Raw genomic sequence first — 14,163 nt, forward strand, 5'->3', positions numbered from 1 at the left:
CCGCGCAACGCCTTTCGTTACCCGTCGCCGACCGACTGTCGGCAATGGGTTGCTTGATCAGCTCAACTTTCCGTAACGGCGTTCCAGCCAGCTGGCCAATTGGGTCAGCATCGAGGTCAGCACCAGATAGATCACCGCGACCGCGATGTAGAAATCGAAGGGACGGAATGTCGCCGAAATCAGCGTCTGCGCGTAAAGCGTCAGTTCGACCACCGTGATGGTGGAGAGCAGCGAGGTGTTTTTCAGGATCGAGATCGCCTCATTGGTCAGGGCGGGCAGGATGATGCGGAAGACCTGCGGCAGGATGATGGTGCGCATGGTCTGTGCCGGGCTGAAGCCCATGGCCAGCGAGGATTCCATCTGGCCACGCGGAATTGCCGACAGACCCGATCGGATGATCTCCGCCACATAGGAGCCGCTGTTGACGCCGAGCGCCAGCACGCCCGCCGTGAAGGGCGAAAGCCGGATGCCCAGCTGCGGCAAGCCGAAATAGACGATGAAGATCTGGATCAGGGCAGGTGTGCCGCGAATGAACCAAATGTAAAATGCGGCGCTTGCCCGGACAACCTTAAAATGTGACCTTTGCCCCAGCGCCGCGGCGAGGCCGCAGACCCAACTGAGCAGAATGGTCAGGATCGTTACCCACAGCACCGTCCAGGCGGCGGCCATGAAACCAGGGCCATAGGTGGACACATCGGACCAGAACGTCATTTCAGCACGGGCTCCTTGTCGGCCGCATCGGCGCCTGCTTTCACATTGTCGTGCAGAATGCGGTGCAGGAATTGCCTCAGCCGCGGGCTTTGGGGGTTATGCAACACGTCATTGGGGGGACCGTCCTCGGCGATGACGCCGTTTTCGAAGAACAGCACCCGGGATGACACGTCACGGGCAAATGAAATTTCATGCGTCACCAGAAGCATGGTCATCCCTTCGGCGGCGAGCGATGCCATCAGGGTAAGCACCTCATGCACCAGTTCGGGATCGAGAGCTGAGGTCACTTCGTCGAAAAGCATCAACTTGGGTTTCATCGCCAGCGCTCGGGCAATCGCCACACGCTGCTGCTGGCCGCCAGAAAGCCGCGAAGGATAGCTGTCTCGCTTGTCATAGAGGCCAATGCGGTTCAACAGCGCGTCGGCGGTCTCTATCGCTTCTGCCCTGGAACGGCCCTGCACCTTGATCGGAGCATGGATGACGTTTTGCAGCACTGTCAGATGCGGCCAGAGATTATAGCTCTGGAACACCATGCCGATGCGTGAGCGCAAATCCTGCAACTGGCGACGGGTTGGGTGTTTGGCGGAGCCAGCAGCAAAATCGAAACGGAAGTTCTCGAACTCCATTAGCCCGCCATCTGCCATTTCGATGGCGTTTATCGAGCGCAAGAAGGTGCTTTTGCCCGAGCCGCTGGCGCCAATGATCGAGACGACCTCACCGGCCTTCACGTCAATATCGATACCCTTGATGACCTCGAGCGAACCGAAGCTTTTCCGGATATTTCGAAGCCGCAGCAAGGGTTTGTGTTCAGTTTCAGTCATTGCTGTATCCTGATTGTCAGCCATCGAGCACTGCGAAGCCAATGTCGCGGGGCGTATGGTCGGCTCCGTTGATGGGCGTTATGTCCTGGGGGCAGGCTGAAAGAACGACGGTCACGTCCATTTCGGCGCGCAGCGTCACGCTGTCACCCGCCTTGCTGACCGGCGGCACCCGGGTGACACCGCCATCCTCGGCGATGGGGACGTTCATGAACAGGTTCAGCGATGCGGGCGTGAAAGGCAATGTCACGCCGAGTCGCCCCAGCGCCTCATGGAAATTGTCGGTGCAACTGCGATGCGGTCCGCCGCAATTCAATTGCTGGTAGAGCTCGGCGCTGCACGGGCATAGCTGGGTGTCGTGCCGACCCGGCGAACTGTCGGCCACCATGGTCAACATCGGCCGGCGCCTGATGCTGATCAATGCCATGCCCTTTTCGACAAAGATGCTGCTGTTCCACGAGCGGGTATGCTCGATCGAGGCATATTCCAGCGGGTCCTCCGCCGAAAGCGCCCATGCGTCGACGACCTGCGAGCCGAAAATGTTCTCGATACGGATCGCCTGCCCTCTCCGCAGCATGACAGCGACGCCTCGTGCCGCTGGAAGGATTTGACCTGGACATTCCATGCACTGGTTCCCCGATGGGCCCTCGATCTTCCGTCGATTGACCTATTTCAGTATACCACTGGAATTCTTTTGCCGCAAACGAAAGAATTCCCAATTCCGGACAGCTTTCCCGAACCTGGCCGCTTCCGTGGGTGGAAAGAGGCGAAACCCGGCCGGCCCCTTTGCTGCAGGCGCCGGCCGGTGGGATTTTGTCGGCTCAGATCGCTGCGCCACGGCGAGACTCGACATAGAGCCGTCGCAGGTCGCGGGTCAGCGGGCCGGGTGCGCCCTCGCCGATGGCTGCCTCATCGATCCGGGTGACGGGCACGACGAAATTGGTGGCCGAAGTGATGAAGGCCTCGCGCGCGGCTTTGGCCTCTTCTGGGGTGAAGGCGCGTTCCTCGACACGGATGCCGTGTCGTGCGGCCAGTTCCAGCACCGAGGCGCGGGTGATCCCAGGCAGCAGCGCGTGCGAGAGATCGCGGGTGACCAGCACGTCCTGATCGGTGACGATGTGGGCGCTGGCGGCGGTGGCCTCGGTCACGTGACCGTCCTCGACCAGCCAGGCGTCATCGGCGCCTCGGGCCTTGGCCTCCATCTTGGCCATGGACGGGTAAAGCAGTTGGATCGTCTTGATGTCGCGACGCCCCCAGCGCAGGTCCGGGAGCAGCGAGACCGCGATGCCGGTTTCGGCGGCGCGGTTTTCCAGTACGTTCTTCGCCTGCGTGAACAGGACCAGCGTGGGGGGCGTATCGGGAGGCGGATAGGCGAAATCGCGATCGGCCACGCCACGGGTCAGCTGCAAATAGATCATGCCCTGATCGAGCGAATTGCGCGCCACGATCTCGCGATGAACCGCCAGAAGCGCTTCATCGTCCAGCGGAACAACGATGCCCAGTTCGCGGGCCGAGCGCTGAAGCCGTGCCGCATGGCCGGCGTATTCGACAAGCTTGCCGTCAAGCACGCAGGTCACCTCATAGATGGCGTCGGCCATGAGGAAGCCGCGATCGAAGACCGAGACCTTAGCCTCCGCCTCGGCTAGCCAGGCGCCGTTGAGGTAAACAACTCGACTCATCTCGGTATCCTTCAGGGTTTGGCAAACGGCGCGATTTGCACGCCGTTCAGGACAAGGGCCGCGCGCAGGGTGCGGACGATCTCAACCGCGCCCGGCGTATCGCCATGGACGCAAAGCGTTGCCGGCTCGACGGGAAGCCGCTTGCCTCCCGTGGTGGGGATATGGCCGCCGACGACCATCTCCAGAACCTGGTCAAGGCTTTGCCGCGGATCGTGGATGACAGCGCCGGGCTGGCCGCGCGGCGTCAGTTCGCCCGCATCGGTGTAGCTGCGGTCGGCATAGACTTCGCAGGCGACGCGAAGCCCCGCCTTCTCGGCGGCCTTGAAGGTTTCGGAATAGGGCAGCGAGACATAGACGAGAGCGGGGTTCACCGCCTTTACCGCCCGCACGCACAGCGCCGCGAGGTCGGGATCCACTGCGGCCATGTTCCCCAGTGCGCCATGGGTCTTGACGTGGGTCATCGGGTGACCTTCCAGCGCGCACATGCCTTGCATGGCGACGATCTGATAAATCAGCTGCGCCTCCAGGTCCTCGGGCTTCTCGCCGGAGATGCGGCGGCGACCGAAGCCATAGAGGTCGGCGAAGGAGGGGTGGGCGCCGACCGAGACGCCGTTTTCGCGTGCCATTCGGATCGTGCGACGCATCACCACCGGGTCGCCGGCATGGAACCCGCAGGCGATGTTCGCCGTGCTGACCAGCTTAAGCATCGCCGCGTCGTCGCCGATCGTATAGGCACCAAAGCTTTCGCCCATGTCGCAGTTGAGATCGAGCTTCCTGGTCATCCCTAGGTCCTGTGGGGCGGGCGCGTCGCGCGCCTGAGGGCTGTTAAAAGCGGGAGCCGGCACCAGTCCTGATTGACAGGATGCCACCGGCTGTTTCACAATGGATACATGTGGTATACTGAAATCGCAAGCCTTTTTGATGATCACTCCAAAGCAGCAGGAAAGCCGATGGATGATGCGACTTATGCGCGGCATGGCTGAGGCCGTGGCTCCCGCCTTCCTGCCCTGCGGCGACAGCGCGCTGGTACTCCAGCTGGGCGACTGCATCGACGCACGGGTGAATGCCGACATTTTCGCCATCGCGGCGGCTGTGGACGCCGCGGCGATCCCCGGGTTGGTCGAGATCGTGCCCAGTTATCGCTCGCTTCTGGTTCGCTATGACCCCGAGATCATTCGGGGGCGGGAACTCGAGCAACGCCTGGCGGGGTTCTCCCGACCTGGCGAGGGAGCGGGGAAGAAGGGCCGCGGATGGTCCATCCCCGTCGTCTATGGTGGCGAAGTCGGCCAGGACCTGGAAGAGATCGCGGCCATGAAGGACCTCTCGCCGGAAGAACTGGTCTCGCTGCATTCGAGCGTCGAATACCGCGTGTTCATGATCGGATTTGCGCCGGGCTTTGCCTATCTGGGCGGATTGCCGCCGATCCTTCACACGCCGCGCCTGCAGAAGCCGCGCCAATACGTCCCGGCCGGGAGCATCGGTATCGGCGGTCAGCAGGCTAGCGTAAATTCGGTCGCGGGACCTTCGGGCTGGCGCTTTATTGGCTGGACGCCGATCAGGGTATTCGACCCGCAGCGAGCAGCTCCCTTTCTTTTGGCGGGCGGCGACCGAGTGCGCTTTACGTCGATCGATCCGGAGGCCGGTGAGCGGCTCGCAGCGCGCGCCGCCGCGGGCGAGACCGTGATCGAACCTGAGGAAGCGGCATGAGTGTCGAGATTCTTGCCGCCGGCCCGATGCTGACCGTGCAGGACGCGGGCAGGAAGGGGCTCAGGCGTTTTGGCGTTTCGACGGCGGGGCCGATGGATGGTCCCGCCATGGCGCTGGCCAACGCGCTGTGCGGCAACGCGTCGGATGCCGCGGCCTTGGAGTTTGCCGGCATGGGTGGCCGTTTCAGCGCAAGCTGCCCGATCCGATTTGCCGTGACGGGGGGAGATTGCGACATACGCGTCGAGGACCGGCGCGTCCTGCCGGGCGAGAGCAATCGGCTGAACCCTGGCGAAACGCTTAAAGTCGGGGCGATGGGGGATGCCGTGTGGGGCTACATCGCGTTCGCCGGCGGCATCGACGTGCCGCCTGTCTTGGGGTCCCGCGCGACTCATTTGCGCAGCGGATTGGGTGGATTCCAGGGCCGCGCCCTGCGCGTGGGCGCTATCCTACCGCTAGGGGAGGACAAGACGGTGGACCGCTGCCTGCGCCTTGCAAACCCTCTTGCGCCTGAAGCAGGCGGTCCGATCCGTATCGTGCTGGGCCCCCAGGACGACTATTTCTCCGTTGATATCATAGCTCGGCTGACCCAAACGGAGTTCACCGTCACGCCGCAACGCGACCGCATGGCCATGATTCTGGCCGGCGCGGAGCTCCCGGCTGCCCGCGGACATGACACCGTGTCCGACGCGACCGTTCCCGGCTCGATCCAGGTACCGGGCTCGCATCAGCCCATGGTCCTCATGGCCGAAAGCCAGACGACCGGTGGCTATCCAAAGATCGCCACCGTCATTACGCCGGATCTGCCCCGCTTGGCGCAACTGCCCGTTGGAGCGCGGTTCCGCTTCGCGGTTGTGTCTCGCGAGGAAGCCGAGGAAGCCGTGATCGCGCGGGCAAGAACCCTGCGGGCTCGGCTTGCCGACCTGCAAGCAAAACCCGAGGGCGTTTTGCAGTCGGAATATCTCTTGTCATGCAATCTGATCAGCGGTGTTTTCGTGTCAGAGGAATTCGTCTCATAGCTGGACAGGAGGCACGATGACCACAGTCCCAAGTCTTGCACGCGATGCTCACCACAGGATCATCGAGATGATCCTGGCAGGCGCGCTCAAACCCGGAGACGCCTTGCAGGAGGCATCCCTGGGCGAGGTTCTAGGCATGTCCCGCACCCCGGTACGCGAGGCCATCAAGCGCATCGAAAGCGAGGGGCTGGCCGTGACCGAAGGCCGGTTCACCCGGGTTCGGCGGCTGGGCGCGGCCGAGATCGAGGAAATCTTCTTCTTGCGGCTCGAATTGGAACCAGCTTGCGCCCGTGCTGCTGCTGCAACGCCACCGTCCGACACAGCCGAGGTCGAAAGACGTGTGCGCGCCCTGATGCATGATGGTTTGGAAGCCGAACCAGACGACGTGCAATGGCATATCGACAACGACTTGCACGAGATGATCGCCCGGGCGGGCGGCAATCGCACCGTTGCCGATGTCATCGCCGGACTGCAGCGCAGGACGTGTATTTTCGATCACACGCAAGTGCCGGAGCGCTTCCTGAAGGGCTGCCAGGAGCATCTCCAGATCCTCGAGGCTATCCGCCTCGGCGACGGTGCGGCGGCCGAGGCCGCCATGGCCCTGCACCTTGCTCATGCGAGGGACGCGATCCTCGCGCGCCTGCAGAAGATCCAAACCCAACCACAGGGTCCGTCATGAAATGTCTAGTTGTCCAGCCCATTCACGAGGCTGGCTTGATCTTGCTCGAGACGCAGGGGATCGAACCTGTCCTTTGCCCTTCCTCGGACATGGAGACCGTCGCCGCCCACATCCCCGGTTGCGACGCGGTGATTACCCGCGATGCCGGGTTGAAGGCTGTCGCCTTCGCCGCGGCCGACCGTCTGCGCATCGTGGTGATCCACGGAACCGGGCATGATTCGGTAGACAAGACAGCAGCGGCAGCGAAGGGTGTTCTGGTCGCCAACACGCCCGGTGCCAATGCGCGCTCGGTGGCGGAACTGGCGGTCGGCCTCGCGATAGCCGCGGCCCGCGGTATTCCCGCAGCCGACCGCGGCGAACGCGCGGGCCGCGCGGGCTTCCGGGAATCGGCGCGGTTCACGGAGCTTTCGGGCAAGACGGCATTGATCGTTGGCTGGGGCGCTATCGGGCGTGATGTCGGCCGCATGCTGGAGCAGGCCTTCGGTATGAGGATCGTCGTCCATTCTCCCAGGGCTCCGGACATCGGCGGCTACGAGCGCGCCGCCACCCTCGCCGCGGGGCTCGCAGAAGCGGATCTCGTTTCGCTTCACACCCCGATGCGGGCCGAGACGTCCCACATGATTGGGCGCGAGACGCTCGCCCTGATGAAACCCGGAGCCATTCTGGTGAATGTGGCGCGGGCCGGCCTGGTGGATGAGGATGCCCTGTGTGAGACCCTGCGAACCGGGCGATTGGGCGGCGCAGCGCTGGATGTCTATTCGGCTGGCGCTCCCACCGGTCCGCTTTCGGCGTTCCCGAACGTGATCTTCACCCCTCATCTGGGTGCGACGACCGAGGATGCGCTTCGCCGCGTGTCCGAGACCGCGGCCGGTCACGTGGTGACGGCGCTCGCTGGTGCCTTTCCCCCGACGACTCTCAATCCTGAAGTGTGGAAGGTTCGGGCATGAGCGCGCGTTCCGCCCTTGCGGCCAAGACCATCCGCGCAACCGTCGAGCGCGTCGTTACCCGGGTGAACACGCTTTCGGCTGGCGGACCGGGCTGGACCCGCCCGTCCTACAGCGATCTCGAAAGTGCTGCCCACACGATGATCGAGGAAGAGGCTCTCGCGTTGGGGCTGGCCGTCTCTCGCGATGCTGCGGGCAATCTCTTTGCCCTGTTGAAGGGCCGCAACCCCCAAGCCATACCGCTCTATGCGGGGTCCCATCTGGATACGGTCGCGGAAGGCGGGGCCTATGACGGGCAGGCCGGAGTTGCCGGTGCCCTGGCCCTCGCCGCCGCGCTGCGCGCGGAGGACCACACGCCCGAGGCGGACCTCGTGATAACAGTCACGCGGGCCGAGGAAAGCGTGTGGTTTCCGGTCTCCTATGTCGGTTCCCGCGCGGCACTTGGACGCCTCGCGCGCGAGGAGATGGAGGCGAAGCGGGTCGACACGCAGCGCAGCCTGGCCGCGCATATGCGCGATCAGGGCTTTGATCCCGAAGCCGTGGCCAATCTCGTGCCGCCGCCGCCGGCCCGCTTCCTTGAGTTCCACATCGAACAGGGGCCGGTCCTGCACATGGCGGGCGAACCCTACGGCATCGTGACTGCGATCCGCGGTGGGTTGCGCTACCGTTCGGCGCGGGTGAATGGGGTGTGGGCGCATTCCGGCGCGGCCCCTTACGACGGACGCGCGGATGCCGTCGTCGCCTTCTCGGAGCTTGTCATGGCGATGGATCGGGTCTGGGCGGAGAAGCTCGCCGAAGGAGCCGACCTGACCGTCACCTTCGGCCGCGTGGATGCCACCAGCCCTGCCCACGCCATGGCCAAGGTTGCCGGAACGCTGGGCTTCTGTCTCGACATGCGTTCGTCCGACGCCTCTACGCTCGACGAGGCAGATGGCCGGTTTCGCGCCGAGATTGCCCGCATCGAGGCGGCTCGTCCAGGCATCTGCTTCGAGCTCGGCCAGCAGAGCCGTAGCCAGCCGGCGCACCTTTCCGCGGCCATGGCGGGTTTCATAGCGGGCGGCGCGGAGGCCCGGGGGGTTAGCCCGCGCCGCATGCTTTCGGGCGGGGGGCACGACGCGGCCGCTTTTGCCGCCGCGGGTTGGGACAGCGTCATGGTGTTCATCCGCAATTGGAACGGCAGCCATTGTCCCGACGAGGGAATGGACTTGGAAGACCTCGCCCTCGCCGTCGAATCCGTGCATGAAGCCATACGCTTGGAGGGGCGCTTATGAGTTCGGAAACGCTCGCGCAGGCGGCTTACCGCCGGATCAAACAGGATATCCTGCAGGGCCGTATCAAGCCGGACACTGTTCTGTCCGAGCGCGAGCTTGCCGAGCAACAGGGCATTTCACGCACGCCGCTGCGATCGGCGCTCTCGCGCCTGGAGAGGGAATGTGTCATCAGCCGCCTGCAGAATGGCGTCCTGCTGGTGCGCTCCGTCTCCGTCGAGCAATTGATCGAGATCGTGCAGCTGCGCCAGACGCTTGAAAGCGCCGCGGCCGCCCGCGCCGCCGAATTCGGCCTGACGGCCGAACTGGTCGAATTGCGTGAGGTCATGGCGGCCTACGCCAATGGCCGCACCGTTGCCTTCGACGACTTTTGGGCCGAGGATGACAAGTTCCATCTTGCCGTCGCGCACGCCGCGCGGCTGGAATTGCTGCCGGCCATACTCGCCGAACAGCGTGCCATCGCAAGGCGCTGCACGATCACCCGCACCCATGACAGCTTCGCGGACCAGGCGCGCGAGCATATCGCCGTGATCGACGCAATTGCTGCCGGTGACGGTGCAGCCGCGCGCACTGCCATGAAGCTGCATTTCGAGAATGTCCGGTCCCGGTTCCTGGGCTGGCTCTCGCGCTGACCTTCCCATTCGAGAGAGATGAAATGCCACATGCCCCGCTTCACGCCCCAGCCTTGTCCGTCGGACCGCCCGACGAACTGACGGGCAGTCAGGCGGTGTTTTCCACCGCCGAATTCAGGCAACGCGTCGCCAATATCCAGAAGGCGCTGCGCCCCACCGGAGCCGAGGCGCTCTTGCTGACCGGCCCGGAAAACATCTTCTGGACGACTGGCCGGCAGACCGCCGGCTACTTTTCTTTTCAGGCGCTTGTGGTGCCGCTTTCGGGCGAGCCCGTCCTACTGGTTCGCCAACTGGAGATGACGGGTGCGCAGGCCTCGACCTGGTTGACGGACATCCGCGCCTGGCAGGACGGCGAGGACCCGGCACAGGCGCTTGGCGCGCTGGTGGCGGCGCTGGGCCTGCGCCATCTGGCGGTCGAACGGAACGGCTGGTTCGTCAGCCAGGCACTGGCCGAGCGGATCGCTGAAGCGCTGGCGACGGTTCGCGTTTCCGATGGCTCTGGCCTGGTCGAGGGACTGCGGGCGATCAAGTCGCCCGCCGAGCTGGAGGCGATTCGTCGCGCGGCGGCCTACGCGCAGGCCGGCATGGTCGCCGCGATCGAGGCCTGCCGGGAGGGCGCCAGCGAAAATGACGTGGCGGCAGCGATGATGGCCGCTGCTATCTCCGCGGGCTCCGAGGCAATGGCAATGGAACCACTTGTTTCATCCGGTCCGCGCTCGGGCATTCCGCACGCCACCTGGCGTCGGCGCAGGATGGATGCGGGCGACGGGGTTTTCCTGGAACTGGCCGCCAGCCACGACCGCTACCATGCCGCGCTGATGCGCAGCGCCTGGATAGGCCCCCCTCCCGCCGAGGCCCAGGCGATGATGGATGCCGCTTTGCGGGCACTCGATGCAGCGCTGGCGGCCATGCGGCCGGGCGAACCCTGTGCGGCCGCGCACAATGCGGCACAGGCGGTTATCGACGCGGCAGGATATAACGCGGCTTTCCGCAAGCGCATCGGCTATTCCATGGGGGCGGCCTTCGCGCCGGATTGGGGCGAAGGTGCGATCCTATCGCTGTTTTCAGATGTGTCGCGCCCGCTTGAGCCAGGCATGGTCTTCCATCTGCCCGCTACGCTGCGTAGCTACGGCGCCTTTACAGTAGGCGCGTCGGAAACCGTCATCGTGACGAATAAGGGGGTCGAGCCACTGTCCGACTTACCCCGGGCCATGACAATTCGCTGACCCGACAGACGCATGAGCCACGACATGGATTTCGTATTCTCACCACCTGCACAACCTTCGCTTCCCGTGGCGGGAAAAACCGCGCGTTTCCCGGTGCGGCGCATCTGGTGCGTCGGGCGCAACTATGCCGAACATGCCCGCGAATTCGGCCACGACCCGGAGCGCGAGCCCCCATTCTTCTTCTCGAAGCCGGCGGATGCACTGCTGACCGATGGGCAGGGCATGCCCTATCCGCCGCAAACGCATGACCTGCATTTCGAGGCGGAACTGGTGGTCGCGCTAGGGACCGGCGGTCAGGATATTCCGCAAGATGCAGCGCTGGAGCACATCTGGGGCTATGCGGCGGGCAATGACTTCACGCGGCGTGATCTTCAGGCCGCGGCGAAAAAGCTCGGACGCCCCTGGGATCTTGCCAAGGGCTTCGACTTTTCGGCAGCCTGTGGCACGCTGTTCCCAGTGGCGGCAGTCGGCCATCTTGGTCGCGGACGGATCGCCCTTTTGGTCGACGGCGCTCAGCGGCAGGAGGCCGATCTTTCCGACATGATCTAGTCCGTGGCCGAGATCATATCGGCGCTGTCTGCCTCGGTCACATTGAAACCCGGCGATCTGATATATACCGGCACCCCTGCCGGGGTAGGCGCGGTGGAACGGGGCCAGACCGTGCGGGTCGATATTGCGGGCCTCGGCAGCCTGATCACCCCCGTCGTCTGACGGGGGACTGGCCTCGCACTGGTTTGCGGCAGCGAAATCGGCGGGCTTTGATGATCCGGCACCTACCAACGGGTTTCTTCGCAGGTCTCAACGAAAGCTCGTATTGCAGCGATTCGGGGGCCGGAGCGTGTCCAGAGCACGCCGACCCTTCGGCGCTCGCTTTCGACAAGGGGGATCTTGCGCAGCCGCAGCCCCTCGGGCCAGGGCGGTGACCAGTCCGGCACGATGGACACCCCTAGTCCCCGGCTGACCAGCGCGGCAATGGAGTCCAGCGCGTCAAGCTCCAGCCATTCGCGCACCTTCAGCCTGTGCTGCCGCAGGTAACCATCGACGATCTGGCCGCCCCACTGGTTTCTGTCGTAGCGGATGAAGCGCGCGGTCCTGATCGCTGCCTCGGGGTGGCTAACCTCCATAGCCTCGGGCACGATCAGCACAAGTGGCTCTTCGCGCAGGGTCATCCACCCAGTCGACTTCGGAATCTGGAAAGGCGGCTGCACGATCACCGCAGCATCGATCTCTTCCGATAGAACGCTGCGGTAAAGGTCCATGGAAGAGCCGGGCCGAATGAAGAACTCGATGCGCGGATAGCGCTGGCTCATCGAGGCGATGACCTCCGGCAGAAGGCCGGTCAGTCCCGTCGCCGTCGAACCGAGCCGCAATTCCCCGGCGGGCAGATCATTGGCGGCGATGGCACGCAGGTCACGCGCGCCCTCGATCAATTGGCGAGCCTTCTGCAGGACGGCTAGGCCAGAGGCTGTTGGCCGTACCGTCCGCCCTGCGCGGCCAACCAAGGAATGGCCCAGTTCCTGCTCGAGCGCCTTCAGCCGCTGCGCCACCGCCGCGGAGGTGAGGTTCAGTCGTCGCGCCGCCTCGGCAATGGAGCCGCAATTGGCAACCTCCACGAAGCTCTCCAGAAAGCGTATGTCCATACGTCACATTTTCTATCTTCTAATGCTAGCACAACAGAGATTTTACTGCCTGTTGCCGCAATCTACAATGGTTGGCAAATGGGCTGACCGGCCCATGCCCCGGCCCAAGATCCAAGGAGTTCCCGATGTCCATCCAGGACAAGTTCAGCAAGCTCGGCACCGACAATGCTCCCGGCCAGGAGGTGCGCCAGCAGTCGAGCGACCTCAATACATTGTTGCGCGGCGAGACTCTGCCGGGCGTGCCCGTCGATTTCTCGCATGGCGATGTCGATGCCTTCACGCCGACGCCCGGCGCCTTCGAGATTTTCGCCGACGGTGTTCGTCGCGGCGGGCAGCAGGCCTATACAGAATATCGCGGAGCCAGCCGGATACGTGAGGAATTGGCCGGCAAGCTGGCCGCCTTCACCGGCGCTCCGGTCGATGCGGCGAACGGAATGATCCTGACGCCCGGCACGCAGGGCGCGCTGTTTCTGGCCGTCGCCAGCACGGTCACGCGCGGCGACAAGGTGGCCATCGTCCAGCCCGACTATTTCGCCAACCGCAAGCTGGTCGAGTTCTTTGAAGGCGAGATCGTCCCTGTGCGGCTCGACTACATGAAGTCCGATGCCGCGGCTGGGCTCGACCTCGATCAGCTGGAAGATGCCTTCCGGCAGGGGGCGAAGGTGTTCGTCTTTTCCAACCCGAACAATCCGGCGGGCGTGGTCTATTCCGAAGCCGAGATCCGGCGGATCGCTGACCTGGCGAACATCTATGGTGCCACCGTCATCGCCGATCAGCTCTATTCACGCCTTCGCTATACGGATGTGGCCTATGCCCACTTGCGCGCGACCGGCATCAATCCCGCCAATGTCATCACCATCATGGGTCCGTCCAAGACGGAATCGCTGAGCGGCTACCGGCTTGGCGTGGCCTTCGGCGCGCCGAAGCTGATCGAGCGCATGGAGAAGCTCCAGGCGATCGTGTCGTTACGCGCCGCCGGCTACAATCAAGCCGTGCTGCAAACATGGTTTTCGGAACCCGGGAACTGGATGGATGAGCGGATCCGCCTGCACCAGGCCATCCGTGATGATCTGCTGAAGGTGCTGCGCGCCGCGGATGGCGTCGAAGCCCGCGCCCCTCAGGCAGGCAGCTACCTGTTCCCGCGCCTGCCTGAACTCGCCGTGGCCCCGCCAGACTTCGTGCGCATCCTGCGGCTCCAGGCCGGTGTTATCGTCACGCCTGGCACCGAATTCGGACCACATTCAGCAAACAGCGTGCGGTTGAACTTCTCGCAGGACCACGCGGCGGCCGTGAATGCGGTCGAACGCCTGGTCGAACTCGTTGGTCGCTATCGAGCATGAGCGGCGAGTCTTCTTCCATTTCGCCCGTTCCACAAGGTCAATATCTCCCAGCCTCGCGGTTCGGTGATTTGATCTTCACCTCTGGCATGACGCCGCGCCTGAACGGGGAACTCCGGTTCACCGGGCCGGTGCGAGCGGCCGATCCGGTGGAGAACTGGCGCGAGGCGGTGCGATTGGCCGCCCGCAACGCGCTCGCCGCCGCACAACACCGGCTTGCGCCCGGAGAGCGGATTGCGTCGGTGCAGAGTCTCACGGTCTTCATCGCCGCCGAGCCGGGCTTTACCCTCCATTCCAGGTTGGCCGATTTTGCCTCGGCTTTTCTATGCGAGGAGCTTGGCGAGGCCGGCATCGGCAGCCGCGCGGCTGTTGGCGTGGCGACCCTGCCGGGAAACGCACCGGTCGAAATCCAGCTGATCGCCACCGTTTCCAACTGAAGCGGCGGAAAACAAGGCAGCTGGTGTGGCGATCGCGCCGCCTCCGACATTGTCATGGCCATGATCGCC

General features: G+C 64.2%; 15 protein-coding genes and 1 pseudogene. 10 read left to right on the forward strand and 6 right to left on the reverse strand.

Annotated elements, in window-relative coordinates; all coding sequences use genetic code 11:
• Positions 1-57: 57 nt before the first annotated feature.
• The 5 genes from ABVQ20_RS22790 to ABVQ20_RS22810 form a co-directional block, all read right to left on the reverse strand.
• Positions 58-711, reverse strand: a complete 654-nt coding sequence (locus ABVQ20_RS22790; protein WP_354461721.1) for an amino acid ABC transporter permease — start codon at positions 709-711, stop codon at positions 58-60.
• A complete protein-coding gene (locus ABVQ20_RS22795; RefSeq protein ID WP_354461722.1) occupies positions 708-1,556 on the reverse strand; it encodes an amino acid ABC transporter ATP-binding protein in 849 nt (282 codons plus the stop codon). The genes ABVQ20_RS22790 and ABVQ20_RS22795 overlap by 4 nt, the downstream gene beginning before the upstream one ends.
• Complete coding sequence (locus ABVQ20_RS22800; RefSeq protein ID WP_354461723.1) at positions 1,549-2,154, reverse strand: DUF1989 domain-containing protein; 606 nt, start codon at positions 2,152-2,154, stop codon at positions 1,549-1,551. The genes ABVQ20_RS22795 and ABVQ20_RS22800 overlap by 8 nt, the downstream gene beginning before the upstream one ends.
• Before the next feature lie 196 nt (positions 2,155-2,350).
• Positions 2,351-3,208, reverse strand: a complete 858-nt coding sequence (locus tag ABVQ20_RS22805; protein WP_354461724.1) for a D-amino-acid transaminase — start codon at positions 3,206-3,208, stop codon at positions 2,351-2,353.
• 11 nt (positions 3,209-3,219) lie between these two features.
• On the reverse strand, positions 3,220-3,990 hold the full coding sequence (locus tag ABVQ20_RS22810) for a LamB/YcsF family protein (protein WP_354461725.1): 771 nt from the start codon (positions 3,988-3,990) through the stop codon (positions 3,220-3,222).
• Positions 3,991-4,162: 172 nt separating this feature from the next.
• Here ABVQ20_RS22810 and pxpB point away from each other — a divergent pair, with 172 nt between their 5' ends.
• From pxpB to ABVQ20_RS22850, 8 genes and pseudogenes are all read left to right on the forward strand, one after another.
• Positions 4,163-4,915 (forward strand): 5-oxoprolinase subunit PxpB, encoded by a 753-nt coding sequence (gene pxpB / locus ABVQ20_RS22815; protein WP_354461726.1) that lies wholly within the window; start codon positions 4,163-4,165, stop codon positions 4,913-4,915.
• On the forward strand, positions 4,912-5,931 hold the full coding sequence (locus ABVQ20_RS22820; protein ID WP_354461727.1) for a 5-oxoprolinase subunit C family protein: 1,020 nt from the start codon (positions 4,912-4,914) through the stop codon (positions 5,929-5,931). Before pxpB ends, ABVQ20_RS22820 begins: the two co-directional genes overlap by 4 nt.
• 16 nt (positions 5,932-5,947) lie before the next feature.
• Positions 5,948-6,610 carry a GntR family transcriptional regulator gene (locus ABVQ20_RS22825; protein WP_354461728.1) on the forward strand — a complete coding sequence of 221 codons (663 nt, stop codon included), beginning with the start codon at positions 5,948-5,950 and terminating at the stop codon, positions 6,608-6,610.
• A complete protein-coding gene (locus tag ABVQ20_RS22830; RefSeq protein WP_354461729.1) occupies positions 6,607-7,557 on the forward strand; it encodes a hydroxyacid dehydrogenase in 951 nt (316 codons plus the stop codon). The genes ABVQ20_RS22825 and ABVQ20_RS22830 overlap by 4 nt, the downstream gene beginning before the upstream one ends.
• Positions 7,554-8,825: a hydantoinase/carbamoylase family amidase gene (locus ABVQ20_RS22835; RefSeq protein WP_354461730.1), complete on the forward strand. Its 1,272-nt coding sequence runs from the start codon at positions 7,554-7,556 to the stop codon at positions 8,823-8,825. Before ABVQ20_RS22830 ends, ABVQ20_RS22835 begins: the two co-directional genes overlap by 4 nt.
• Complete coding sequence (locus ABVQ20_RS22840) at positions 8,822-9,454, forward strand: GntR family transcriptional regulator (protein ID WP_354461731.1); 633 nt, start codon at positions 8,822-8,824, stop codon at positions 9,452-9,454. The genes ABVQ20_RS22835 and ABVQ20_RS22840 overlap by 4 nt, the downstream gene beginning before the upstream one ends.
• A gap of 23 nt (positions 9,455-9,477) precedes the next feature.
• Positions 9,478-10,680, forward strand: coding sequence for a M24 family metallopeptidase (locus tag ABVQ20_RS22845; protein WP_354461732.1), 1,203 nt, complete (start codon positions 9,478-9,480; stop codon positions 10,678-10,680).
• 24 nt (positions 10,681-10,704) lie between these two features.
• Positions 10,705-11,391, forward strand: a pseudogene (locus tag ABVQ20_RS22850) (fumarylacetoacetate hydrolase family protein).
• Between the two features lie 62 nt (positions 11,392-11,453).
• On the opposite strand, the gene ABVQ20_RS22855 reads toward ABVQ20_RS22850, so the two are convergent.
• Positions 11,454-12,320, reverse strand: coding sequence for a LysR family transcriptional regulator (locus tag ABVQ20_RS22855; protein WP_354461733.1), 867 nt, complete (start codon positions 12,318-12,320; stop codon positions 11,454-11,456).
• A gap of 125 nt (positions 12,321-12,445) precedes the next feature.
• On the opposite strand from ABVQ20_RS22855, the gene ABVQ20_RS22860 reads away from it, so the two are divergent.
• Positions 12,446-13,660, forward strand: coding sequence for a pyridoxal phosphate-dependent aminotransferase (locus ABVQ20_RS22860; protein ID WP_354461734.1), 1,215 nt, complete (start codon positions 12,446-12,448; stop codon positions 13,658-13,660).
• Positions 13,657-14,094, forward strand: a complete 438-nt coding sequence (locus ABVQ20_RS22865; RefSeq protein ID WP_354461735.1) for a RidA family protein — start codon at positions 13,657-13,659, stop codon at positions 14,092-14,094. The genes ABVQ20_RS22860 and ABVQ20_RS22865 overlap by 4 nt, the downstream gene beginning before the upstream one ends.
• Positions 14,095-14,163: the final 69 nt, after the last annotated feature.

The sequence above is a fragment of the Mesorhizobium shangrilense genome (genome assembly GCF_040537815.1).
GTDB classification, from domain to species: Bacteria; Pseudomonadota; Alphaproteobacteria; order Rhizobiales; family Rhizobiaceae; genus Mesorhizobium; species Mesorhizobium shangrilense.

Coding starts and splice junctions, on each gene's coding strand:
- ABVQ20_RS22790 (WP_354461721.1), bottom strand. CDS start 711: ATGACGTTCTGGTCCGATGTGTCCACCTATGGCCCTGGTTTCATGGCC.
- ABVQ20_RS22795 (WP_354461722.1), bottom strand. CDS start 1,556: ATGGCTGACAATCAGGATACAGCAATGACTGAAACTGAACACAAACCC.
- ABVQ20_RS22800 (WP_354461723.1), bottom strand. CDS start 2,154: ATGGAATGTCCAGGTCAAATCCTTCCAGCGGCACGAGGCGTCGCTGTC.
- ABVQ20_RS22805 (WP_354461724.1), bottom strand. CDS start 3,208: ATGAGTCGAGTTGTTTACCTCAACGGCGCCTGGCTAGCCGAGGCGGAG.
- ABVQ20_RS22810 (WP_354461725.1), bottom strand. CDS start 3,990: ATGACCAGGAAGCTCGATCTCAACTGCGACATGGGCGAAAGCTTTGGT.
- pxpB (WP_354461726.1), top strand. CDS start 4,163: ATGATGCGACTTATGCGCGGCATGGCTGAGGCCGTGGCTCCCGCCTTC.
- ABVQ20_RS22820 (WP_354461727.1), top strand. CDS start 4,912: ATGAGTGTCGAGATTCTTGCCGCCGGCCCGATGCTGACCGTGCAGGAC.
- ABVQ20_RS22825 (WP_354461728.1), top strand. CDS start 5,948: ATGACCACAGTCCCAAGTCTTGCACGCGATGCTCACCACAGGATCATC.
- ABVQ20_RS22830 (WP_354461729.1), top strand. CDS start 6,607: ATGAAATGTCTAGTTGTCCAGCCCATTCACGAGGCTGGCTTGATCTTG.
- ABVQ20_RS22835 (WP_354461730.1), top strand. CDS start 7,554: ATGAGCGCGCGTTCCGCCCTTGCGGCCAAGACCATCCGCGCAACCGTC.
- ABVQ20_RS22840 (WP_354461731.1), top strand. CDS start 8,822: ATGAGTTCGGAAACGCTCGCGCAGGCGGCTTACCGCCGGATCAAACAG.
- ABVQ20_RS22845 (WP_354461732.1), top strand. CDS start 9,478: ATGCCACATGCCCCGCTTCACGCCCCAGCCTTGTCCGTCGGACCGCCC.
- ABVQ20_RS22855 (WP_354461733.1), bottom strand. CDS start 12,320: ATGGACATACGCTTTCTGGAGAGCTTCGTGGAGGTTGCCAATTGCGGC.
- ABVQ20_RS22860 (WP_354461734.1), top strand. CDS start 12,446: ATGTCCATCCAGGACAAGTTCAGCAAGCTCGGCACCGACAATGCTCCC.
- ABVQ20_RS22865 (WP_354461735.1), top strand. CDS start 13,657: ATGAGCGGCGAGTCTTCTTCCATTTCGCCCGTTCCACAAGGTCAATAT.